The 24010-nt window shown below is 57.5% G+C and carries 19 protein-coding genes and 2 tRNA genes; 17 read left to right on the top strand and 4 right to left on the bottom strand.

The features are described 5' to 3' along the window. Positions 1–43 precede the first annotated feature (43 nt). The 4 genes from prpC (at position 44) to prpD (ending at position 6833) form a co-directional block, all read left to right on the top strand. Positions 44–1171, top strand: coding sequence for a bifunctional 2-methylcitrate synthase/citrate synthase (prpC, locus tag ACZRMS_RS24935; protein WP_463997486.1), 1128 nt, complete (start codon positions 44–46; stop codon positions 1169–1171). Positions 1172–1329: 158 nt separating this feature from the next. Beyond that, on the top strand, positions 1330–3921 hold the full coding sequence (gene acnD, locus ACZRMS_RS24930; protein ID WP_463997485.1) for a Fe/S-dependent 2-methylisocitrate dehydratase AcnD: 2592 nt from the start codon (positions 1330–1332) through the stop codon (positions 3919–3921). A gap of 47 nt (positions 3922–3968) precedes the next feature. Further along, the gene (gene prpF / locus ACZRMS_RS24925) at positions 3969–5159 is read left to right on the top strand and encodes a 2-methylaconitate cis-trans isomerase PrpF (RefSeq protein ID WP_463997484.1); all 1191 of its coding nucleotides are present in this window, start codon (positions 3969–3971) and stop codon (positions 5157–5159) included. Between the two features lie 189 nt (positions 5160–5348). Continuing rightward, a complete protein-coding gene (gene prpD / locus ACZRMS_RS24920) occupies positions 5349–6833 on the top strand; it encodes a 2-methylcitrate dehydratase (protein WP_463997483.1) in 1485 nt (494 codons plus the stop codon). A gap of 99 nt (positions 6834–6932) precedes the next feature. Here prpD and ppsR read toward each other — a convergent pair whose 3' ends face one another. After that, positions 6933–7751 (bottom strand): posphoenolpyruvate synthetase regulatory kinase/phosphorylase PpsR, encoded by an 819-nt coding sequence (gene ppsR, locus ACZRMS_RS24915; protein ID WP_463997482.1) that lies wholly within the window; start codon positions 7749–7751, stop codon positions 6933–6935. 176 nt (positions 7752–7927) lie between these two features. On the opposite strand from ppsR, the gene ppsA reads away from it, so the two are divergent. The 9 genes from ppsA (at position 7928) to ACZRMS_RS24870 (ending at position 17181) form a co-directional block, all read left to right on the top strand. Beyond that, entirely contained in the window at positions 7928–10303 is a 2376-nt protein-coding gene (gene ppsA / locus ACZRMS_RS24910) for a phosphoenolpyruvate synthase (protein WP_463997481.1), read from the top strand. Between the two features lie 103 nt (positions 10304–10406). After that, positions 10407–11351, top strand: coding sequence for an alpha/beta fold hydrolase (locus tag ACZRMS_RS24905; protein WP_463997480.1), 945 nt, complete (start codon positions 10407–10409; stop codon positions 11349–11351). Positions 11352–11619: 268 nt separating this feature from the next. Then, positions 11620–12111: a ribonuclease E activity regulator RraA gene (gene rraA / locus ACZRMS_RS24900; RefSeq protein WP_463997479.1), complete on the top strand. Its 492-nt coding sequence runs from the start codon at positions 11620–11622 to the stop codon at positions 12109–12111. Between the two features lie 24 nt (positions 12112–12135). Further along, positions 12136–13131, top strand: a complete 996-nt coding sequence (locus ACZRMS_RS24895) for a CorA family divalent cation transporter (RefSeq protein ID WP_463997478.1) — start codon at positions 12136–12138, stop codon at positions 13129–13131. A gap of 64 nt (positions 13132–13195) precedes the next feature. Further along, positions 13196–13441 carry a hypothetical protein gene (locus ACZRMS_RS24890; protein ID WP_048358835.1) on the top strand — a complete coding sequence of 82 codons (246 nt, stop codon included), beginning with the start codon at positions 13196–13198 and terminating at the stop codon, positions 13439–13441. 2 nt (positions 13442–13443) lie between these two features. Next, positions 13444–14268, top strand: coding sequence for a mechanosensitive ion channel family protein (locus ACZRMS_RS24885; RefSeq protein WP_048358834.1), 825 nt, complete (start codon positions 13444–13446; stop codon positions 14266–14268). A 91-nt stretch (positions 14269–14359) separates the two neighbouring features. Beyond that, positions 14360–14950, top strand: coding sequence for an RNA polymerase sigma factor SigX (gene sigX, locus ACZRMS_RS24880; RefSeq protein WP_029611289.1), 591 nt, complete (start codon positions 14360–14362; stop codon positions 14948–14950). 106 nt (positions 14951–15056) lie between these two features. After that, positions 15057–16034, top strand: coding sequence for an OmpA family protein (locus ACZRMS_RS24875; protein WP_463997477.1), 978 nt, complete (start codon positions 15057–15059; stop codon positions 16032–16034). Positions 16035–16155: 121 nt separating this feature from the next. Continuing rightward, positions 16156–17181, top strand: a complete 1026-nt coding sequence (locus ACZRMS_RS24870) for a quinone-dependent dihydroorotate dehydrogenase (RefSeq protein ID WP_463997476.1) — start codon at positions 16156–16158, stop codon at positions 17179–17181. A gap of 113 nt (positions 17182–17294) precedes the next feature. Here ACZRMS_RS24870 and rmf read toward each other — a convergent pair whose 3' ends face one another. Continuing rightward, a complete protein-coding gene (gene rmf / locus ACZRMS_RS24865) occupies positions 17295–17510 on the bottom strand; it encodes a ribosome modulation factor (RefSeq protein WP_019827662.1) in 216 nt (71 codons plus the stop codon). A gap of 541 nt (positions 17511–18051) precedes the next feature. On the opposite strand from rmf, the gene rlmKL reads away from it, so the two are divergent. Next, positions 18052–20322, top strand: a complete 2271-nt coding sequence (rlmKL, locus tag ACZRMS_RS24860; protein WP_463997475.1) for a bifunctional 23S rRNA (guanine(2069)-N(7))-methyltransferase RlmK/23S rRNA (guanine(2445)-N(2))-methyltransferase RlmL — start codon at positions 18052–18054, stop codon at positions 20320–20322. An 81-nt stretch (positions 20323–20403) separates the two neighbouring features. Here rlmKL and dacB read toward each other — a convergent pair whose 3' ends face one another. Further along, complete coding sequence (dacB, locus tag ACZRMS_RS24855; RefSeq protein ID WP_463997474.1) at positions 20404–21870, bottom strand: D-alanyl-D-alanine carboxypeptidase/D-alanyl-D-alanine endopeptidase; 1467 nt, start codon at positions 21868–21870, stop codon at positions 20404–20406. Between the two features lie 233 nt (positions 21871–22103). On the opposite strand from dacB, the gene ACZRMS_RS24850 reads away from it, so the two are divergent. After that, a complete protein-coding gene (locus tag ACZRMS_RS24850) occupies positions 22104–22448 on the top strand; it encodes a YggL family protein (protein WP_048358829.1) in 345 nt (114 codons plus the stop codon). A 156-nt stretch (positions 22449–22604) separates the two neighbouring features. Here the strand turns inward: ACZRMS_RS24850 and ACZRMS_RS24845 are convergent, their stop codons facing one another. Continuing rightward, complete coding sequence (locus tag ACZRMS_RS24845) at positions 22605–23363, bottom strand: hypothetical protein (RefSeq protein ID WP_463997473.1); 759 nt, start codon at positions 23361–23363, stop codon at positions 22605–22607. Positions 23364–23692: 329 nt separating this feature from the next. Here ACZRMS_RS24845 and ACZRMS_RS24840 point away from each other — a divergent pair. Both ACZRMS_RS24840 and ACZRMS_RS24835 read left to right on the top strand, forming a co-directional pair. After that, positions 23693–23768, top strand: a tRNA-Glu gene (locus tag ACZRMS_RS24840). Between the two features lie 2 nt (positions 23769–23770). After that, positions 23771–23846: transfer RNA gene (locus tag ACZRMS_RS24835), tRNA-Gly, on the top strand. The last annotated feature ends 164 nt before the right edge of the window (positions 23847–24010 follow it).

The raw sequence follows: 24010 nt of genomic DNA, 5'->3' as shown, positions 1-24010 counted from the left end.
TGTAGTTGCCGAATCCCTAACAAATTCAAGATTGGAGAGCGCAATGGCCGAAGCAAAAGTATTGAGTGGTGCCGGATTACGCGGCCAGGTAGCCGGGCAGACAGCCCTGTCCACCGTAGGTCAGGAAGGTGCGGGCCTCACTTATCGTGGTTATGACGTACGCGAACTGGCAGCCGAAGCTCGCTTCGAAGAAGTGGCTTACCTGCTGCTTTACGGCGAACTGCCCACAAAAACCGAACTGGCAGCCTATACGGCAAAGCTGCAAAAGCTGCGTGACTTGCCCCAGGCGCTGAAAGAAGTGCTGGAACGCATCCCTGCCGATGCCCACCCGATGGACGTGATGCGCACCGGTTGCTCTTTCCTGGGCAATATCGAGCCGGAGAAAGACTTTTCCGAGCAGCAGGACAAAACCGACCGCCTGCTGGCCGCCTTCCCGGCGATCATGTGCTACTGGTATCGCTTCAGCCACGACGGCAAGCGCATCAACTGCGTGACCGACGAAGAGTCCATCGGTGGCCACTTCCTGCACTTGCTGCATGACAAGAAACCGAGCGAGTTGCACGTTAAAGTCATGAACGTGTCGCTGATCCTCTACGCAGAGCACGAATTCAACGCTTCGACCTTTACCGCACGGGTGTGTGCATCGACCCTGTCCGACCTGTATTCCTGCATTACCGCCGCCATCGGTTCCCTGCGTGGCCCGCTGCACGGTGGTGCCAACGAAGCGGCGATGGAAATGATCGAACGCTTCGGTTCGGCAGAAGAGGCGGTGCAGGGCACGCTCGGCATGCTGGCGCGTAAAGACAAGATCATGGGCTTTGGCCACGCGATCTATAAAGACAGCGACCCGCGTAACGAGGTGATCAAGGGCTGGTCGAAAAAGCTGGCAGACGAAGTGGGCGACACCGTGTTGTTCCCGGTTTCCGAGGCGATCGACAAGACCATGTGGGAGCAAAAGAAGCTGTTCCCCAATGCCGATTTCTACCATGCCTCGGCGTACCACTTCATGGGCATTCCGACCAAGCTGTTCACCCCGATCTTTGTGTGTTCACGCCTGACCGGCTGGGCTGCGCACGTGTTCGAGCAGCGCGCCAATAACCGCATCATCCGTCCGAGCGCCGAGTACATCGGCGTAGAACAGCGCAAGTTCGTGCCAATCGAACGTCGCTGATCAAGCAGGCAGAGAGCTGACTGAAGGGTGGGAGCGGGCTTGCCCGCGATGGAATCAACGCGGTTTGACTGATAAACCCAGCGTCGGCATCGCGAGCAAGCCCGCTCCCACATGAGTCCTTTGCCCTTTTGTAACTACCGTGATCGAGTCCTGCGCCAATGAATACTGAATTTCGCAAAACACTACCGGGCACCCGGCTGGATTATTTCGACACCCGCGCGGCAGTCGATGCGATCAAGCCCGGCGCTTACGACACCCTGCCTTACACCTCCCGCGTACTGGCCGAAAACCTGGTACGCCGCTGTGATCCGGCAACCCTGAATGCTTCGCTGAGCCAGTTGATTGATCGCAAGCGCGATCTCGACTTTCCATGGTTCCCGGCACGTGTGGTGTGCCACGACATTTTGGGCCAGACCGCACTGGTCGACCTGGCCGGCCTGCGTGACGCCATCGCCCTGCAAGGCGGCGACCCGGCGCAAGTCAACCCGGTGGTGCCGACCCAATTGATCGTCGATCACTCGCTGGCGGTGGAGCGAGACGGTACCGACCCCGAGGCGTTCGAGAAGAACCGCGCCATCGAAGACCGTCGCAACGAAGACCGTTTCCACTTTATCGAGTGGACCAAAAAAGCCTTCAAAAACGTCGATGTGATCCCGCCGGGCAACGGCATCATGCACCAGATCAACTTGGAGAAAATGTCTCCGGTGATCCAGGTCCGTGATGGCGTGGCCTTCCCGGATACCTGCGTGGGCACTGACAGCCACACCCCCCACGTCGACTCGCTGGGCGTGATCGCCATCGGTGTTGGCGGCCTTGAAGCCGAAAGTGTGATGCTGGGCCGTGCGTCGTGGATGCGCCTGCCGGAAATCGTCGGCGTTGAGCTGACCGGCAAGCTGCAACCGGGCATTACCGCCACCGACATGGTGCTGGCACTGACCGAGTTCCTGCGCAAGCAAAAAGTCGTGGGTGCATGGCTGGAGTTCTTCGGCGAAGGTGCTGCGGCACTGACCCTGGGCGACCGTGCAACCATCTCAAACATGGCCCCGGAATACGGCGCCACGGCGGCGATGTTCTACATCGACCAGCAAACCATCGACTACCTCAAGCTGACCGGTCGCGAAGACCAGCAAGTGCAGTTGGTCGAGAGCTACGCCAAACTCACTGGCCTTTGGGGTGACAGCCTTAAAAATGCGCAATACGAGCGCGGCCTGAGCTTTGACCTGTCGTCCGTGGTGCGCAACATGGCCGGCCCGAGCAACCCGCACGCCCGTGTGGCCACCAGCGATCTTGCAGCCAAAGGCATTGCCGGGCAGTGGGATGACGTGCCGGGACAAATGCCCGACGGTGCCGTGATTATTGCCGCCATCACCAGTTGCACCAACACCAGCAACCCGCGCAACGTGATCGCCGCAGGCTTGATGGCCCGCAACGCCAACCGGCTGGGGCTGACCCGCAAGCCGTGGGTCAAGTCATCGCTGGCACCCGGCTCAAAAACCGTCGCCCTGTACCTGGACGAAGCGGGGCTGACCAAGGAACTGGAGCAGCTGGGCTTTGGTGTCGTGGCGTTTGCCTGCACCACCTGCAACGGCATGTCCGGTGCACTGGACCCGGTGATTCAGCAGGAAATCATCGACCGCGACCTGTACGCCACTGCCGTGCTGTCGGGTAACCGCAACTTTGACGGGCGCATTCACCCGTACGCCAAGCAGGCGTTCCTGGCTTCGCCGCCACTGGTGGTGGCCTATGCCATTGCTGGCACCATCCGTTTCGATATCGAAAAAGACGTGCTGGGCCTGGATGCCGACGGTAAGGAAATCCGCCTGAAAGACATCTGGCCGAGCGACGAAGAAATCGACGCAGTGGTCAAGGCTTCGGTGAAGCCGGAGCAGTTCCGCAAAGTCTATATCCCGATGTTCGCGATCCACGAAGATACCGGCCCGAAAGTCGAGCCGCTGTACGACTGGCGCCCGCAGAGCACCTATATCCGTCGTCCGCCGTACTGGGAAGGCGCGCTGGCAGGTGCCCGTCCGCTCAAAGGCATGCGACCGCTGGCCGTGCTGCCGGACAACATCACCACCGATCACTTGTCGCCGTCCAACGCGATCATGCTCGACAGTGCCGCCGGTGAATACCTGGCGAAAATGGGCCTGCCGGAAGTCGACTTCAACTCGTACGCGACACACCGGGGCGACCACTTGACTGCCCAGCGTGCAACCTTTGCCAACCCGAAACTGTTCAACGAAATGGTGATCGAGAATGGCAAGGTCAAGCAGGGTTCGCTGACCCGGCTAGAGCCGGAAGGCCAAGTGATGCGCATGTGGGAAGCCATCGAAACCTATATGGACCGCAAGCAGCCGCTGATCATCATCGCCGGCGCCGACTACGGTCAGGGCTCGTCCCGCGACTGGGCGGCCAAGGGCGTGCGTCTGGCCGGTGTCGAGGCCATTGCCGCAGAAGGTTTTGAGCGTATTCACCGCACCAACCTGGTGGGCATGGGCGTGTTGCCGCTGGAATTCATGCCGGGCACCAACCGTAAAACCTTGCAGATCGACGGCAGTGAAACCTATGACGTGATCGGCGAGCGCACCCCGCGTGCCACGCTGACACTGGTGATTACCCGTAAAAATGGCGAGCGCGTCGAGGTGCCGGTGACCTGCCGCCTGGATACCGCTGAAGAAGTTTCGATCTACGAAGCGGGCGGCGTGTTGCAGCGCTTCGCCCAGGACTTCCTGGAATCGGCAACCGCGTGATCACAGCGCCGGGGCCACGCGCCCCGGCCTTAAAAGGACAGTGTTTTATGGCCTATGCAGCGCAAATCAAAATCCCTGCGACTTACATGCGTGGCGGCACCAGCAAGGGTGTGTTCTTCAGCCTGCTCGACTTGCCGGCCGTAGCCCGGGAGCCGGGTGCGGCCCGTGATGCCTTGTTGTTGCGCGTGATCGGCAGCCCCGACCCGTATGAAAAACAAATCGACGGCATGGGGGCTGCGACTTCCAGTACCAGCAAAACCGTGATCGTGAGCAAGAGCCAGCAGGCGGATCACGACGTCGACTATCTGTTCGGTCAGGTATCGATCGACAAGCCGTTTGTGGACTGGAGCGGCAACTGCGGCAACCTGTCGGCGGCCGTGGGTTCGTTCGCCATCAGCAGCGGCCTGGTCGATGCCGCTCGCATCCCGCGCAACGGTACTGCTGTGGTGCGCATCTGGCAGGCCAATATCAGCAAAACCATCATTGCCCATGTGCCGATCACCGACGGTGCGGTGCAGGAAACCGGTGATTTTGAACTCGACGGCGTGACCTTTCCGGCGGCTGAAGTACAGCTGGAATTCCTTAGCCCGGCAGCGGATGAAGAGGGCGCAGGCGGTTCGATGTTCCCTACTGGCAATCTGGTGGACGACCTCGACGTACCGGGTGTAGGCACCTTGAATGTGACGATGATCAATGCGGGAATTCCGACGATTTTCGTCAATGCCCGGGACATCGGCTACACCGGGGCCGAACTGCAAAACGACATCAATGGCGATCCGAAAGCCCTGGCCATGTTCGAAACCATCCGCGCCCACGGTGCGCTGCGCATGGGCTTGATCGACAGGCTTGAAGATGCGGCCACGCGTCAGCACACGCCGAAGGTGGCATTTGTTGCACCGCCTGTGGCCTATGTGTCGTCCAGCGGCAAGCCGGTGGCAGCGCAGGATGTGGACTTGCTGGTGCGGGCCTTGTCGATGGGCAAGTTGCACCACGCGATGATGGGTACCGCGGCGGTGGCCATTGGCACGGCGGCGGCGATTCCGGGCACGCTGGTCAACCTGGCCGCTGGCGGTGAATTGCGCAGTGCCGTGCGTTTCGGGCATCCGTCGGGCACCTTGCGTGTCGGCGCAGAGGCCCGGCAGGTTAACGGCGAATGGACCGTGACCAAAGCCATCATGAGCCGCAGTGCGCGGGTCTTGATGGAAGGTTGGGTGCGGGTGCCGGGCGACTCGTTCTGAAACCTGCGGGAGCGGGCTTGCTCGCGATGCAGACGGCGCGGTCTGTCAGGCCAACCACAGTGATTGCATCGCGAGCAAGCCCGCTCCCACAGTTAAAACCGTATTTCAGAGCAGGCATTCAGACCTGCCATGCAACGACCCTGACCCTGAGGATGGACCACGACACTTACCCACTCTTTGGAGATACCCATGAGCGCCAACGTCGACCTCAACAACCGCCCCGACTATGACCAGGTTCTGCAGGACATCGCCGATTATGTCCTGACGTACACCATTACCTCGCCCGAGGCCCTGAACACTGCACGCAATTGCCTGATGGACACGTTGGGCTGCGGCCTGCTGGCGCTGCGTTTTCCGGAATGCACCAAGCATCTGGGCCCCCTCGTCGAGGGCACCGTGGTGCCGTTTGGCGCTCGTGTGCCCGGGACTTCGTTTCGTCTGGACCCGGTGAAAGCTGCATGGGACATAGGCTGTATCGTGCGCTGGCTGGATTACAACGACACCTGGCTGGCGGCGGAGTGGGGCCATCCCTCGGACAATCTGGGCGGCATTCTGGCGGTAGCCGATCACCTGTCGCAAAAGCGCGTGGCCAATGGCGAAGCGCCGCTGACGGTGAGGGCAGTGCTCGAAGCCATGATCATGGCCCATGAGATTCAGGGGGTTATTGCGCTGGAAAACTCCTTCAACCGTGTCGGTCTGGATCATGTGTTGCTGGTCAAAGTCGCCTCAACCGCGGTCTGCGCCAAGCTGATGGGCGCCAATCGCGAGCAGTTGCTGTCGGCGTTGTCCCATGCCTTTGTCGATGGGCAGGCGTTGCGCACTTATCGCCATGCGCCGAACGCGGGGTCGCGCAAGTCCTGGGCGGCCGGGGATGCGTCGAGCCGGGGTGTTCGGCTTGCGGATATTGCGCTGCGTGGCGAGATGGGGATCCCGGGGGTGCTCACGGCGCCGCAGTGGGGCTTTTACGATGTGCTGTTCAGTCACACCAACAAGGACCTGGCGCTCAAGCCTGAAGGCCAGCGCCAGTTCAGCCTGAGCCAGCCCTACGGCACCTATGTCATGGAAAACGTGCTGTTCAAGATCAGTTTTCCGGCCGAGTTCCATGCGCAAACGGCCTGCGAGGCGGCAGTTACCTTGCACCCTCAGGTCAGGGATCGCTTGCACGAGATCGACAAAATCGTGATTACAACCCACGAATCAGCGATTCGGATCATTTCCAAGCAGGGCAAATTGGCCAACGCGGCGGATCGTGATCACTGCATTCAATACATGACTGCTGTGCCGCTGATCTTTGGCAACCTGGTGGCCGAGCAATACGAAGATGAATTCCACGCGGCGCATCCAGTCATTGATGAGCTGCGCGAGAAGATGGTGATTGTCGAGGACCCGCGTTACACCCGTGAATATCTGGAGGCCGACAAGCGTTCGATCGCCAATGCGATCCAGGTGTTTTTCAGCGATGGCAGCAGTACGGAACAAGTGGTGGTGGAGTACCCAATTGGCCATCGCCGGCGCCGCGCGGAAGGGATTGCGTTGCTCGAAGACAAGTTCAAGGCCAATTTGGCGACGCGATTTGTGGGCCAGCGTTGTACTGAAATTTTTGCGCTGTGCAAGGATCAGGCAAGGCTTGAGGCGATGCCGGTTAACCGGTTTGTCGATTTACTGGTGATTTAGCCCCTGTGGGAGCGAGCCTGCTCACGAAAGCCTCCAGCGCATCGGTTAACGACCTTCGCGAGCAGGCTCGCTCCCACAGTGGTCATGTGTTTTGGCAGGTTACTTGAACCGTCGCTCCACGCCTTTTTCGACCAAAATCTTGGCCGAGATTTCTTCTACCGAGAAATGCGTGGAGTTGATGTGCGGGATGTTTTCGCGCTGGAACAGACGCTCGACTTCGCGCACTTCAAATTCGCATTGGGCGTAGCTGGAGTAACGGCTGTTGGGTTTGCGTTCGTTGCGAATGGCGGTCAGGCGGTCGGGGTCGATGGTCAGGCCGAACAGCTTGTGTTTGTGCTCGCGCAACGCAGCAGGCAGTTTGAGGCTTTCCATGTCGTCATCGGTCAGCGGGTAGTTGGCCGCGCGAATGCCGAATTGCATGGCCATATAAAGGCAGGTCGGGGTTTTGCCGCAGCGCGATACGCCCACCAGGATCAGGTCGGCCTTGTCGTATTTATGGGTGCGGGCGCCGTCGTCGTTGTCGAGGGCAAAGTTCACCGCCTCGATACGCTCCATGTAGTTGGAGTTATGGCCAATGGAGTGGGATTTGCCGACGGTATAAGAAGAATGCTCGCCCAGCGCCTGTTCCAGCGGGGCCAGGAAGCTGGAGAAGATGTCGATCATGAAGCCATTGGACGTGGCGAGGATTTCGCGAATGTCCTGATTGACAATGGTGTCGAAGATTATCGGGCTAAATCCGTCTTTTTCGGCGGCGTTATCGATTTGTTGTACCATTGCCCGCGCTTTTTCCACGCTGTCTATATAGGGGCGTGTGAACTTGCTAAAGGTCACATTTTCGAATTGTGCCAACAAACTTTGACCGAGGGTTTCGGCCGTAATGCCGGTGCCATCGGAGATAAAGAAAGCAGATCGTTTCATTTGCGCCTTGGGCCTTAAGCTGGTGACGATTCTTGGATATGATAGGCGCGATTTTGTCGCCCGATATGGCAGGCAGTGTCACTTATTTTCCAGGTCCAGGCCACAATCGCTGCGATGCCTCATGATGAGGGTCCAGCGCCCTGAGCTTTTCCAACACAGTTAGTGGAGAGATCACCTTGGTAGAGTACGTAGTTTCCCTCGATAAGCTCGGCGTCCATGATGTAGAGCATGTGGGGGGCAAGAACGCATCCCTCGGCGAGATGATCAGTAATCTTGCAGGCGCTGGTGTTTCAGTCCCCGGTGGCTTTGCCACTACTTCCCAGGCTTATCGTGATTTTCTTGAGCTGAGCGGCCTGAACGAGCAGATCCATGCGGCGCTGGATGCGCTGGATGTCGATGACGTCAACGCGCTGGCGAAGACCGGTGCCCAGATCCGTAAATGGATCATGGAAGCCGAGTTCCCGGAAAAGCTCAACGCCGAAATTCGTACTGCGTTCGCTACCTTGTCCCAGGGCAACCCGGATATGGCTGTTGCCGTACGCTCCTCGGCCACCGCCGAAGACCTGCCGGACGCTTCCTTTGCCGGTCAGCAAGAAACCTTCCTGAACATCCGTGGCGTTGAAAACGTGATTCGTGCGGCCAAAGAGGTATTTGCCTCCTTGTTCAACGACCGTGCGATTTCTTACCGCGTGCACCAGGGCTTTGACCACAAACTGGTCGCCCTGTCGGCAGGCGTGCAGCGCATGGTGCGCTCTGAAACCGGCACCGCTGGCGTGATGTTCACTCTGGACACCGAGTCGGGCTTCCGTGACGTGGTGTTTATCACCGGCGCCTACGGCCTGGGCGAAACCGTCGTACAAGGCGCGGTAAACCCGGACGAGTTCTACGTTCACAAGCAAACCCTGGAAGCCGGTCGCCCTGCAATTTTGCGCCGCAACCTGGGCAGCAAAGCCATCAAGATGATCTACGGCGAAGAAGCCTCCGCCGGCAAGTCGGTGAAGGTTATCGACGTTGATCAAGCCGATCGCGCACGCTTCTGCCTGACTGACGCTGAAGTCAGCGAACTGGCCAAGCAAGCGATGATCATCGAAAAGCACTACAAGTGCCCGATGGACATCGAGTGGGCCAAAGACGGTGATGACGGCAAGCTGTACATCGTTCAGGCCCGCCCTGAAACCGTGAAAAGCCGCAGTGCGGGCAATGTCATGGAGCGCTACCTGCTCAAGGAAACCGGCACTGTGCTGGTGGAAGGACGTGCCATCGGCCAGCGCATCGGCGCGGGCAAGGTTCGCATCATTAAAGACGTGTCCGAAATGGACAAGGTTCAGCCGGGCGACGTACTGGTCTCGGACATGACCGACCCGGACTGGGAACCGGTGATGAAGCGCGCCAGCGCCATCGTGACCAACCGTGGCGGGCGTACCTGCCATGCGGCGATCATCGCTCGCGAGCTGGGGATCCCGGCCGTGGTCGGTTGCGGTAACGCGACCCAGCTGTTGAAAGACGGCCAGGGTGTAACGGTTTCCTGTGCGGAAGGCGATACCGGTTTTATCTTCGAAGGCGAACTGGGCTTCGATATCAAGAAAAACTCCGTGGATGCCATGCCGGAGCTGCCGTTCAAGATCATGATGAACGTCGGCAACCCGGACCGCGCCTTTGACTTCGCGCAGTTGCCGAACGCCGGTGTGGGCCTGGCCCGTCTGGAATTCATCATCAACCGCATGATCGGCGTGCACCCTAAGGCACTGCTGAACTACGACGGTTTGCCACAAGAAATCAAAGACAGCGTCGACAAGCGCATTGCTGGTTACAGCGATCCGGTTGGCTTCTACGTCGAGAAACTGGTTGAAGGCATCAGCACTCTGGCTGGCGCGTTTACACCGAAGAAAGTGATCGTGCGCCTGTCGGACTTCAAGTCCAACGAATACGCGAACCTGATCGGCGGCAAGCTGTACGAGCCGGAAGAAGAGAACCCGATGCTGGGCTTCCGCGGTGCTTCGCGTTACATCAGCGAAAACTTCCGCGATTGCTTCGAACTCGAATGCCGTGCGCTCAAGCGTGTGCGCAACGAGATGGGCTTCACCAACGTTGAAATCATGGTGCCGTTCGTTCGCACCCTGGGTGAAGCAAGCCAGGTCATCGACCTGCTGGCTGAAAACGGCCTCAAACGTGGTGAAAACGGCCTGCGCATCATCATGATGTGCGAATTGCCGTCCAACGCGATTCTGGCGGAAGAGTTCCTTGAGTTCTTCGACGGCTTCTCCATCGGTTCCAACGACCTGACCCAGCTGACCCTGGGCCTGGACCGTGACTCCGGTGTGATCGCGCACCTGTTTGACGAGCGCAACCCGGCCGTCAAAAAACTGCTGTCCAACGCCATTCAGGCGTGCAACAAGGCTGGCAAATACATCGGTATTTGCGGTCAGGGCCCGTCCGATCACCCGGACCTGGCGCTGTGGCTGATGGAGCAGGGCATCGAAAGCGTGTCGCTGAACCCGGACACCGTTCTGGAAACCTGGTTCTTCCTGGCAGAAGGTCAGGCTCAGGCTTGAGTCGTTGAGAGAAGGGCGGGGCAGCAATAGCTGCCCCTGCTCTTTATATGCAGTGGTAGGGCGAGTTCCTGTGTGGAGTCGCCCTTTTTTGTGCAAGAGCATTATGCAAAGCAGCAGTCTCCTTTTTCCCGTTGCCCTGATCAGCGCTGAACGTCGGGGCGATCTGAGCGAAGACGTATATCGCTTGAAACCCGCCAACAGCCCGGATATTTCCGTTGAGCTGGTGGTGACCCGGCTGGGTATGGCCGACGCCAGTGACGTGCGTGGCATTCCGGTCATCCTGTTGCATGGCAGTTTCTCCAACCGGCGCTTCTGGTACTCGCCCAAAGGTGTGGGGTTGGGGGCTTATCTGGCCCGAGCCGGTTTTGATGTGTGGCTGCCCGAAATGCGCGGCCATGGTCTTTCTTCGCGCAATGTTGACTGGGCCAGGAACCGCGTGGCCGATTACGCACGTTACGATTTGCCGGCCATAGGGGCCTTTGTGCGAGAGCTGAGCGGGCAAGTACCGCACTGGATCGGTCACTCTCAGGGCGCCATCAGTTTGGCTGCAGCCCTGGGGGGGCAGTACCTGACTGACAAGGACGTAGCGTCGTCGGCGTTTTTTGGTTGTCAGATCAATCGTCGTTATTGGTCACTGAAAATTCCGCCGGTGCAGTGGGGCGCTTATTTGTTGTTGAAGCGTTTTGCGCAATTGTCGGGTACGCGACTTAAGCGTGGCCCGGAGGACGAGCCTGTCAGCATCGCTCTGGAAGCCTTGCGCTGGAATGGTTTCATGGGGCGTTTCAAGGACGCCGAACGAGACTGGTGGGCTGGATTGGCAGAGGTCCAGGTCCCGACGCTGGTCGTGGCGGCTGTGGGCGATCGACTAACGCCGGAGTGGGCGTGTCGTAAATTGTTCGATCAATTGGGCTCTGAGCAGCGCACGTTCGTGTCTCTGGGCACCGAGCACGGTTTTAGCACTGACTTCAGCCATGTCGAAATGCTGGTCAGCCAGCCTGCACAGAAGGAAGTCTGGCCATTGGTACGTAATTGGCTGAGTGAGCGGTAGCTGTTGCTTCGCAGGCAGGAGTAGCAGAAAACTTCAATCGTGGGAGCGAGCCTGCTAGCGAACGACTTTCGCGAGCAGGCTCGCTCCCACAGGAGTGGTTGATTTGTGACGCGATTGGCGAGTTTGGTCATGTTTTGTTGCTTTAATCCAGGCTGGCTCTCATGGTGGGGTGCTGTGAATCTATAAAGCCAGCCTTCATCAAAGCGTCTATAACCATAGTGCAATCGTTGTTTTCACTGCAGTACCCACCCTGAACAGGAGCTTTCTCGTGAACCACTACATCACTCCCGATCTGTGCGATGCCTACCCTGAGTCGGTACAAGTGCTTGAGCCCATGTTCAGCAACTTCGGCGGGCGCGACTCCTTTGGTGGCGAGATCGTGACCATCAAGTGTTTCGAGGACAACTCCCGGGTCAAGGAGCAGGCAGAACTTAACGGTCAGGGCAAAGTGATGGTGGTTGATGGCGGTGGTTCCCTGCGCCATGCCTTGCTGGGTGACATGATTGCCGAAAAGGCCGCGAAAAACGGTTGGGAAGGCATAGTGATTTACGGCTGTATCCGCGACGTAGATGTGCTCGCGCAAACTGATCTCGGGGTGCAGGCCTTGGCCAGTCACCCGCTCAAGAGCGTCAGGCGCGGTGTGGGCGATGTGGATGTGCCGGTGACATTTGCCGGCGTCACGTTCCGCCCGGGAGAATTCATTTACGCCGACAATAATGGCGTTATCATTTCGCCAATAGCTCTGAAAATGCCGGGCTAAACGCATTACCACTAAGGATCACGGATGTTCGAGGACGAAAACGCTCAATGGGGGCTGGTGCATGCGCTGGTACTGGATGGGGAGGGCGGTGCGCGTACGATTGCACGTACCGAGCTGAACGATCTGCAGTTGCAGGCCCATGAAAGCATCTGGCTGCACTGGGATCGCAGCCACCCGCAGACCCAGAGCTGGCTGCGGGATTCGAGCGGTTTAAGTGATTTCAGCTGTGACCTGCTGCTTGAAGAAAACACCCGTCCGCGTTTGCTGTCTTTGCCCGACAACGAACTGCTGCTGTTTATGCGCGGGGTCAACCTGAACCCGGGCGCAGAGCCCGAGGACATGGTTTCACTGCGCATTTTCGGCAGCGCGCAGCGGGTTATCTCGCTGCGCATGCGTCCGCTACGGGCCACCGATGAGCTGCTCGGTGAGTTTTCCCAGGGCGAAGGTCCGAAAAATCCCGCTGAACTGATCCTTTATCTGGCTCAGCACCTGACATTGAAGGTGCAGGATCTGATTGGTGATCTGTCAGAAATCGTCGATGACGAAGAAGATAAGATAGATGCCGACGAACGGTATACCCCTGATCACAACTCCATTTTGCAGGTTCGCCGAAGGGCAGCCGCCTTGCGTCGTTTTCTGGCGCCGCAGCGGGATATTTTCGGTCAGCTCACGCGAACCAAATTACCCTGGTTCAGCGCAGATGATGCCGATTACTGGAACGAATTGAACAACAGTCTGACCCGCTATCTTGAAGAGCTTGAGTTGACCCGCGAGCGCGTGGGGCTGGTGCTTGAGTCTGAAGATCGGCGTTTGAACGTGCGCATGAGCCGCATCATGTATCGCTTCGGCGTGCTCACGGGGATCTTCCTGCCGATCACGTTTATCACCGGTTTGCTGGGGATCAATGTGGGGGGCGTGCCGTTCTCCAATGACCCCTATGGTTTTGCGGTGACCTGCAGCCTGATGCTGATAATCGGGGTGGGTCAATGGTGGTTCTATCGCCGTTTGCAGTGGCTATGAAGGGGCCGAATGTGACCCCGGTAAAAATGCCTACGTCTTTTTACTGACATACCGAGAGGTGCTTATGCACGATCCGTTTGAACAGTCCTTACGTGAAATGCTCAAGGCGCCGCCGTCCAACCGTGATGACGACGCTTGCCTGGGCCGGGTACTGAAAACCGCTAACCGCCAGGTCGGTGCGGGGGATCTTTTCAGCCTGCTGGGGCGCTGGGTGCAAGCACTGATGATTGCTTTGAATAGCGGTTCGGCTCATATTGCGCCCGTTTCGCGGCGCAAACCTGCTGCTCGCCCTGTTGATAAGGCTGATTGAACATGGAATTGAATGTCTGGACCCAGAGCCTGGTCGCGGCAATGACTGCCTTGTGGACTAAGATTGCGAACTTTATTCCCAACCTCTTCGGGGCGTTGGTGGTGGTACTGCTGGGCTTCGTGGTTGCAAAACTGCTCGACGCCCTGCTGTCGAAGTTACTCGCCAAGTTGGGCCTTGACCGCCTGATGGGGGGCACGGGCCTGACCAAGATACTGGCTCGAGTCGGCATTCAGGTGCCTATCTCTACGCTGATCGGCAAGATCGTGTACTGGTTTGTATTGCTTGTGTTCCTGGTCTCTGCTGCACAGTCGCTGGGCCTCGACCGCGTGTCATCTGCGCTGGATCTGTTGACGGTGTACCTGCCCAAGGTCTTTGGTGCGCTGCTGGTGTTGCTGGCGGGTGTGCTGCTGGCACAAGTGCTCAACGGCCTGGTGCGTGGCGCTGCCGAGAGCGTGGGTTTTGATTACGCCGGCGGCCTGGGTCGTGTTACTCAAGGCCTGGTCATTATCATCAGTATTTCGGTGGCCATCAGCCAGCTAGAGGTCAAAACCGACCTGCTGAACCATGTGATTGTGATTGTGTTGATTACCGTTGGTCTGGCTATTGCTCTGGCAATGGGGTTGGGCAGCCGGGAAATTGCAGGGCAGATACTTGCCGGGATCTATGTGCGTGAGCTGTATCAGGTTGGGCAGGAAGTGCGGGTTGGCGGGGTAGAAGGGCAAATCGAGGAGATTGGCACGGTTAAAACCACGTTGCTGACCGATGAGGGTGAGCTAGTCTCCATCTCAAATCGGATCTTGCTGGAGCAGCACGTAACCAGCCGCTGATGCGGCAAACCCTGCTAATGTACGCCGCCGCAAAAAAGCCATGATTGACAGGCTGCGGCGGACATTGACCTGACTGTTGGCACAACTCGTTTTGAATAAAGCCCAATCGCTATCCATGCGCTATGACCCCCGCGAGCTCTCTGATGAGGAGCTGGTGGCGCGCTCGCATGATGAGTTGTTTCACGTGACGCGTGCTTATGAAGAGCTGATGCGTCGCTATCAGCGAACTTTGTTCAACGTTTGTTCAAGGTATTTAGGGAACGATCGTGACGCTGATGATGTCTGTCAGGAAGTCATGCTCAAAGTGCTGTACGGTTTGAAGAATTTCGAAGGTAAGTCGAAATTCAAGACATGGCTATATAGCATCACTTACAACGAATGCATTACCCAGTATCGGAAGGAACGGCGAAAGCGTCGCTTGATGGACGCATTAAGTATTGATCCCCTCGAGGAAGCGTCCGAAGAAAAGGCGCCGAAACCTGAGGAAAAGGGCGGACTTGATCGCTGGCTGGTGCATGTAAACCCGATTGATCGGGAAATTCTCGTACTGCGTTTTGTCGCAGAACTGGAATTTCAGGAAATCGCAGACATAATGCATATGGGTTTGAGCGCGACAAAGATGCGTTACAAGCGTGCTCTAGATAAATTGCGTGAGAAATTTGCAGGCATTGCTGAAACTTAGTTCAGCGCAAATGGCTCTACGTGTAGGTAAGGTCTGATAGACTTGCCGCCGAGTTGTCCCCCGGTATGTGGGACTGCTTTACAATCACCAGATGGGGATTTAACGGATGAAACTGAAAAACACCTTGGGCATTGCCATTGGTTCCTTTGTAGCCGCAACTTCGTTCGGTGCCCTGGCACAAGGCCAAGGCGCGGTCGAGGGTGAACTGTTCTACAAAAAACAGTACAACGACAGCGTCAAGCACGTAGAAGACGGCTACAACCCAGGCGCATCGATCGGTTACTTCCTGACCGACGACGTTTCGTTGAACCTGACCTACGACAAGACTAACCACACCCGTTCGAATGACGGCACTGGCCACCAGAAAATCAAAGGCGACAACTTTGGTCTGAACGCTCAGTACCACTTCGGCACCGTAGGCGACGCTCTGCGTCCATACGTTTCCGGCGGTGTTGCTCACAAGAGCATGACCAACGTGATCGCAGACGGCCACAGCGGTCGTGACCAGTCGACTTTCCTGACTGCTGGCGCTGGTGTTAAGTGGTACATCACTGACAACCTGTTCGCCCGTGCAGGCGTTGAAGCTGACTACAAACTGGACAACGGCAAGTGGGACTACGCTCCTACCGTTGGCCTGGGTGTGAACTTCGGCGGCAACGGCGGTAAAGTCGCTCCTGCTCCAGTTCCAGCTCCAGCACCAATCGCTGAGCCAGAGCCAGAAGCTCCGATCGCTGAAGTTGTTCGCGTTGAACTTGACGTGAAATTCGACTTCGACAAATCGAACGTTAAGCCGCAGTACGCAGCTGATATCAACAACGTTGCTGATTTCATGAAGCAGTACCCTGCGACTACCACCACTGTTGCTGGTTACACTGACAGCGTTGGTACCGATGCCTACAACCAGAAACTGTCGCAGCGTCGTGCTGACGCTGTTCGTGCAGCCCTGGTTAACCAAGGTGTTGCAGCTAACCGTGTAGACGCTGTTGGTCACGGTGAAGCTAACCCAGTTGCAAGCAACGCAACTGCAGAAGGCCGTGAATTGAACCGTCGCGTAGAAGCAACCGTTCAAGCAGAAGCTAAGTAATTTTTAGCTAGGCTGTTCAGAAAAACCCGGCTTCGGCCGGGTTTTTCTTTGCCTGTGATTTAGCAGGCTGCGCGGCTATAATCGCGCCTTCTTCAAATCCCCCTTCGAGTCCAATCAGCCCATGTATAACCTGGCCCGCCAGTTGCTCTTCAAACTTTCCCCTGAAACCTCTCACGATCTGTCCCTGGACTTGATCGGTGCGGGCGGCCGTCTGGGGCTCAACGGTTTGTTGTGCAAGGCGCCGGCAAGGTTGCCAGTGACGGTCATGGGGCTCGATTTTCCGAACCCGGTCGGGCTGGCCGCAGGTCTGGACAAAAACGGTGCAGCCATTGATGGCTTTGCACAGCTGGGTTTTGGTTTCGTTGAGATCGGCACCGTGACGCCGCGCCCTCAGCCGGGCAATCCAAAGCCACGTATTTTTCGCTTGCCTGAAGCTCAGGCGATCATCAACCGCATGGGGTTTAACAATCTTGGGGTTGATCATTTGCTTACGCGGGTTCAGGCGGCCAAGTACACCGGTATCCTGGGGATCAACATTGGCAAGAATTTCGACACGCCGGTCGAGCGCGCGGTCGATGACTACCTGATCTGCCTGGACAAGGTGTATGAGCACGCCAGCTACGTGACCGTGAACGTGAGTTCACCGAATACGCCTGGTCTGCGCAGCCTGCAATTTGGGGATTCACTCAAGCAGTTGCTTGAAGCCCTACAGATTCGTCAGAACGAGCTTACACAGCGCCACGGTAAGCGCGTACCGCTGGCGATCAAGATCGCCCCTGACATGACTGACGAAGAAACCGTTCTCGTGGCTCAGGCGCTTCTGGAGACGGGTATGGATGCGGTTATCGCCACCAATACCACGTTAAGTCGCGTCGGGGTCGAAGGTATGGAGCATGGCGATGAGGCTGGCGGCCTGTCGGGCGCCCCGGTGCGCGACAAGAGCACCCATACGGTCAGGGTGCTGGCGGGCGAGCTGGCAGGGCGCATGCCGATCATCGCTGCAGGCGGGATCACCGAAGGCAAGCACGCAGCTGAGAAAATCGCTGCGGGCGCGAGCCTGGTTCAGATCTACTCGGGTTTTATCTACAAGGGCCCGGCCTTGATTCGCGAGTCGGTCGATGCCATTTCTGCGTTAGCCGGTAAATAAGCAGGCAATAAAAAGGGCTCCCTTAAGGAGCCCTTGGGCCGGAGCCCGCCGCCCGGATAGGACGGCATGGTTAAGTCATTGCATATTCGAGGTGATGTCGGATTTGCCCAGAGTTAGCCGACGGCGTGAAGTTCGTTGAGTCTGTGGATGCCCGCAGTGCCAGTCATACCGTCCCAGTTGTCGCCGCGTCCTTCGCGCCAGCCGTTAATCCAGGCTTGGCGTACCGACGGTAGAGTAAAAGGGCAAAGCTCGCGGGATTTTCCATGAACACCGTATTGATATCCGCGTAAGAAAGCTTTTTCCAACGGATCACGCTTAAGTCTTCTCATAGGGTATTGCCCTCACTTGTTGACTGTTTTATATAGCGTCGACCTACCAAAGGTCGGGGCAGAGTGTTCTGCCGTTGGTGTGCTCGCTGCCGGCGTGGCGAGCATTTCGTTGTCGCCTGTGCGGCGACAACCTGAGTCCATTTCTAACCAATGCACCAAGAGGTGTGAATGATCGTTTTGTCATAAGGACGTAACGATAATGGTGTTAGAGCCATAAGAAAGTTTGTTTCTGGACGCAGGAATACGGCCAAAGCCTGACAGGACGAGTGTTTACAAAGATGATGAGTTTCATTCTCTACTGCGAATACCCGCCCGTTTTGCTGGGGCACTATTCGACGAAGGGTCTGAATATGACCAATTGTTTCTCCATGAATGATCTGCCCCTGCGTCTAGACTCTTCATGCCTCAGGGCGTGACTGATCGCGGGGGTGGAACGGCACAGTTTCGTGCCACACGAGCGCTCTTCAAGAAAAGCGCTTGATTGAAAACGGAACAGGCAATGCGTTGCCTGTTCGCTGATAGCTAAAAGCTCAGGAATCCCATGTCGGATCGTTACGAACTCTTCCTTACCTGCCCTAAAGGCCTTGAAGGCCTGCTCCTCGAAGAGGCCACCGGCCTTGGCCTTGAGGAAGCTCGCGAGCATACCTCGGCCATTCGAGGCATGGCGGATATGGAAACTGCCTACCGCTTGTGTCTGTGGTCGCGCCTTGCCAACCGCGTGTTGCTGGTGCTCAAGCGCTTCCCGATGAAAGATGCGGAAGACCTGTACCACGGCGTTCTGGATATTGACTGGCATGACCATATGGTGCCGGATGGCACGCTGGCTGTTGAGTTCAGCGGCCACGGCTCGGGCATCGACAACACTCACTTTGGCGCCCTGAAAGTAAAAGACGCCATCGTCGACAAGCTGCGTACGCCGTCTGGCGAGCGTCCGTCCATCGACAAGATCAGCCCTGACATGCGCATCCACCTGCGTCTGGATCGCGGCGAAGCGATTTTGTCCCTGGATCTGTCGGGTCATAGCTTGCACCAGCGCGGGTATCGTCTGCAGCAGGGTGCTGCACCGCTGAAGGAAAACCTCGCGGCCGCCATCCTGATTCGTGCCGGCTGGCCGCGTCTGGCGGCCGAAGGCGCAGCCCTGGCTGACCCGATGTGCGGTGTCGGTACGTTCCTGGTCGAAGGTGCGATGATCGCCGCCGACATGGCGCCGAACCTCAATCGTATTCACTGGGGTTTCGATGCCTGGCTCGGTCACGTGCCGGCCATCTGGAAGAAGCTTCACGAAGAAGCCACTGAGCGCGCTGAAACCGGTATGGCCAAGACGCCGTTGTGGATTCGTGGTTATGAAGCCGATCCGCGTCTGATCCAGCCCGCGCGCAATAACATCGAGCGTGCAGGTCTGAGCCACTGGATCAAGATTTACCAGGGTGAAGTCGCGACCTTCGAGCCGCGCCCGGACCAGAACCAGAAAGGCCTGGTGATCTGCAACCCTCCGTATGGCGAGCGTCTGGGTGATGAGGCGAGCTTGCTCTACCTCTACCAGAACCTTGGCGAGCGTCTGCGTCAGGCGTGCTTGAACTGGGAGGCCGCGGTGTTTACCGGTGCCCCGGATCTGGGTAAACGCATGGGTATCCGCAGCCACAAGCAGTATTCGTTCTGGAACGGCGCCTTGCCGTGCAAGCTGCTGCTGATCAAGGTTGTGCCGGATCAGTTCGTGACGGGCGAGCGCCGTACCCCGGAGCAGCGTCAGATCGATCGCGAGCAGGCCGAGTCGGATCTGCCATCCAACATCGAAGCACCGGGCAAGTACGAGAAATTCAACAAGAACGGCAACCCGATCAAGCCGGTACCGGTCGTGATCGAGCAACCGCGCTTGAGCGAAGGCGGGCAGATGTTTGCCAACCGTCTGCAAAAGAACGTCAAGGCGCTGGCCAAGTGGGTCAAGCGCGAAGGCATCGATTGCTACCGTGTTTACGATGCCGATATGCCTGAGTACTCGATGGCAATCGACCTGTACCACGACTGGGTTCATGTCCAGGAATACGTGGCGCCGAAATCCATCGACCCGGTAAAAGCCTCGGAGCGTATGTTCGATGCCCTGGCGGCCATTCCGCAGGCGCTGAACATCGACAAGAACCGCGTGATCGTAAAGCGTCGCGAGCGTCAGAGCGGAACCAAGCAGTACGAGCGTCAGAGTGCCCAGGGCAAGTTCACCGAGGTCAATGAAGGCGGCGTGAAGCTGCTGGTGAACCTCACGGACTACCTGGATACCGGTCTGTTCCTGGACCACCGGCCAATGCGCATGCGCATTCAGAAAGAGGCCGCCGGCAAGCGCTTCCTCAATCTGTACTGCTATACCGCCACCGCCAGCGTACATGCGGCCAAGGGCGGCGCGCGCAGCACCACCAGCGTGGACTTGTCCAAGACCTACCTGGACTGGGCGCGTCGCAACCTGTCCCTCAACGGTTTCTCGGACAAGAACCGTCTGGAGCAGGGCGATGTGATGGTGTGGCTGGATGCCTGCCGTGAAGAGTACGACCTGATCTTTATCGATCCGCCGACCTTCTCCAACTCCAAGCGCATGGAAGGCATCTTCGATGTGCAGCGCGATCACGTGCAGTTGCTGGACCTGGCCATGGCGCGCCTGGCGCCGGGCGGCGTGTTGTACTTCTCGAACAACTTCCGCAAATTCATCCTCGATGAAAACCTGGAAGCGCGTTATGCGGTCGAAGAAATCACCGCCAGTACCATCGACCCGGACTTTGCCCGCAACAGCAAAATCCACCGTGCCTGGAAAATCATGGCCCGATAAGGTCATGTGGTAACGGCATAAACCAAAAAGCCCCCGATCTTGCGATCGGGGGCTTTTTTTTGCGCGTCTGCGCGAGCCGGGTTACTGCGCGATGGAGACTGAACTGTTGGCCAGTGGCGGCTGGCGATACAGGTCCAGCAGTACCTGGTCGAGAATCGCGGAAGCACCCCACGGACGAGAGTCGTTGAGGATGGCGACCACGGCCCAGGTGTTGCCATTGATATCGCGGCTAAAGCCGGAAATGGCGCGCACGGTGTTCAGGGTGCCGGTTTTGATATGGGCCTGGCCGTTCATGGCCGTGGTTTTCAGACGCTTGCGCATGGTGCCGTCTTTGCCGGCAATCGGCATGGAGCTGATGAACTCGGCAGCGTAAGGGCTTTTCCAGGCAGCCTGGAGCATTTGAGCCATTTCACGTGCGCTGACGCGTTCGGCGCGAGACAGTCCGGAACCGTTCTCCATGACCAGATGCGGTGCAGTAATGCCTTTTTTGGCCAGCCATTGGCGCACGACACGCTGTGCAGCCTTGGCGTCATCGCCGTCGGCGTCATTGCGGAACTGCGCACCCAGGCTCAGGAACAGCTGCTGGGCCATGGTGTTGTTGCTGTACTTGTTAATGTCGCGAATGATTTCTGCCAGGTCCGGCGAGAAGGCTCGTGCGAGCAATTTTGCATTTTTCGGCACGCTGGCCTGACGGTCCTGGCCCTGGATGCTGCCACCCAGTTCTTTCCAGATGGCGCGTACAGCACCGGCGGTGTAGGTGGCGTGGTCAAGCAGTGACAGGTAAGTCTGGGAGTTGCAGCCATCGGCCAGTTGCCCGCTGACGGTGACCAGTACCGAGCCGTCTGCTTGCGGTACCGGGTTGTAGCGCACGTCGCCGGTGCATTGCTTGGTGTTGCTGGCCTTGACCTGATTGTCGATCTTGATACTGGCAATCGGCGGTTCGACCGAGATCAGGACCTTGCCCGCATCGTTGCGTGCCACGAAACGCAGGGCTTTGAGGTTAACCATCAGCGAGTCGGGCTTTACCAGGAACGGTTTGTTCTTGTCGTTGCCGTCGTCGTTGAATACAGGAAGTTGAGGCTGTTCGAAGAAGTTGCGATCAAGTACCAGGTCGCCGGTGACCTGTTGCACGCCATTGGCGCGCAGATCGCGCATCAACAGCCAGAGCTTTTCCATGTTGAGCTTGGGATCGCCGCCACCCTTGAGGTACAGGTTGCCTTGCAGGATGCCGTTGTTCAGGGTGCCGTCAGTGTAGAACTCGGTTTTCCACTGATGGGTCGGGCCGAGCATTTCCAGGGCGGCGTAGGTGGTCACCAGTTTCATGGTGGAGGCCGGGTTCATGGATACGTCGGCGTTGAACACGGTCGGAATGCCGGGGCCGGTGAGCGGGATCAGGACGAGAGACAGCGCATCGTTTTGCAGCTTGTTGGTCTTGAGTGCTTGCTGAACTTTAGGCGACAGGGTGGTATTGACGGGGGCGGCGTTGGCGCCGAAGGCCAGCGGCAAAAACAGGCTGGCAAGAAGCAGTGGTCGCAAAGATTTGATCATATGAAGTAAAACCCTGCAGGCGAGGGAGAAAAATAAGAGGGCATGATGAATAGTTCCCTCATTGGTCTTAAAAGATTCGGCATTATGCCCCAAGCTCGGCGGCCTTGTGCATCCGCCTGTTACAGGGTTTGGCTGATTAAGTATAGAAAACGATGAACCGTTCACACGGAACCGGGCGCCGGACGGCTGAAGCTGCTAAAGTGCCGCCCGTTATTACTTAAGAGGATTGTTCAATGGCTACTAATCGTTCCCAGCGTCTGCGCAAAAAACTGTGCGTTGATGAATTTCAGGAGTTGGGTTTTGAGCTGAACCTGGATTTCAAAGAAGACCTGTCGGAAGAGGCTATCGATGCATTCCTGGCAGACTTCCTGGCGCAAGCCATGGAAGCTAACGGCCTGGGTTATGTTGGCGGCGACGACTACGGTCTGGTTTGCCTGCAGAAGCGCGGTTCGGTCAGCGAAGAACAGCGTGCCGCTGTTGAAGCCTGGTTGAAAGCGCGTCCAGAGCTGACCAGCGTTGAAGTTAGCCCGCTGTTGGACGTGTGGTACCCGGAAAAGCCAATCAATCCGGTAGCCTGACGTCAAATATAAAGGCAGCCCAAGGGCTGCCTTTATATGTTTTATTGCTGTAATTCACCCGCCCGTCCTGGGCACTGCATCGACTTCCTTATCCGCCATGCCCGCACTGTGTTGCGTGATTTTCCGTGCGCGGTACTAAAACGCCAGTGATGGCCTTCAGTCGTAGATGGCCTTTTTCTTCCAGTCTCCATCGGCTTCGTCTGTTTTCAAGCCTTCGGTCAATTCGTTGACTTCACCCGTTGTCGGCTCAAGCGAACTAAGTACCTGTGCGTTGGCGCGTGCCAGTTGAGCTTCGAAATCCTTGATCTGGGCGTTGTACATGGCCGGGACCGGCTGTTTGCGCAAATACTGTACGGCGCGTTCATAGGCAAGGCGGGCCTGGCCGGGCTGGTTTTTCTGCAGGGCGAGTTTGCCCAGGTTGTTGAAAAACTCGATATGCAGAACGACCAGCAAGTGGCGAATCTCTTTGATCCATTGCTTGGCTTCGTTGGGCTGCAGGAAGCCATCCTTGGTCGCGCGGGCAATCTGGTCATGCAGCGTTTCAAGCAAAAAGCGCACGTCTTTGGCCTTCGCCTCGGTCAGCACAGGGTTCGGCGGGTTGTTGACCGGGATCGACTCGCCTTTGGCAATCAGGCCTTTGAGTTCGTCAACCTGTGCTTTCAAGGGCTTGCTGGATTTTTCCAGGAGTAACAGGCGCTGCGTCGCGTTGAGCTCAAGGCGCGTGAGCAGCAGCTTGAGGGCAGGTGACATCAGTTGGCCGGGAAAGGTCTCGTTTACCTGGCTACAGCGGCGTATGCGGTCGTTGAACTCGACCTTGAGGCGGGCCTTTTCCAGTTTGTTGTTTTCCACTACATGGTTCATGTAGACGATGGCGATCAGTAGTGCGATCACGATGACGACAAGCAGGGCGATCATGGTGGGCGTCAACGTTAAAACCTCTTCTGGGTGTGGGTACGCTGTCTCGGTGAGTCGAGGCGCCTGACTATATAGAGGCTGCAGATCGACAAGGCAGCAAACTGCCATTACGAGTTCTGGCAATCATAGCGTCTTGTAGGGTGTCGGAATATAGGCGCCAGGAGCTTGGCTCAATCCCCTGTGCGTAAATGCCTTAATGCTAGGGAAGTCATTGATTTCAATATATTTTCATATTGGGGTTGACGACCTTCCAATCCATCCCTAGAATGCGCGCCAATTGCAGCGTAAAGCGAACAGCCAAACGCATGTAACCAGTGAAGTTGTAGCGTGTCCCCTTCGTCTAGTGGCCTAGGACACCGCCCTTTCACGGCGGTAACAGGGGTTCGAGTCCCCTAGGGGACGCCATTGCGGGAATAGCTCAGTTGGTAGAGCACGACCTTGCCAAGGTCGGGGTCGCGAGTTCGAGTCTCGTTTCCCGCTCCATTTTTAAGCAGCTTCGCTTTCGGGCGGTGCTGAGTGAAAGCCAAGACACTAACTTTTGTTAATGATCTGGCACTGAAATGTACAGTGTACGTTTCGGGCAACGTCCCCTTCGTCTAGTGGCCTAGGACACCGCCCTTTCACGGCGGTAACAGGGGTTCGAGTCC

Source organism: Pseudomonas sp. B424 (assembly GCF_055408345.1).
Note: the sequence above shows the minus strand (reverse complement) of the source record. Positions and strands in the feature narration are given on the sequence as shown.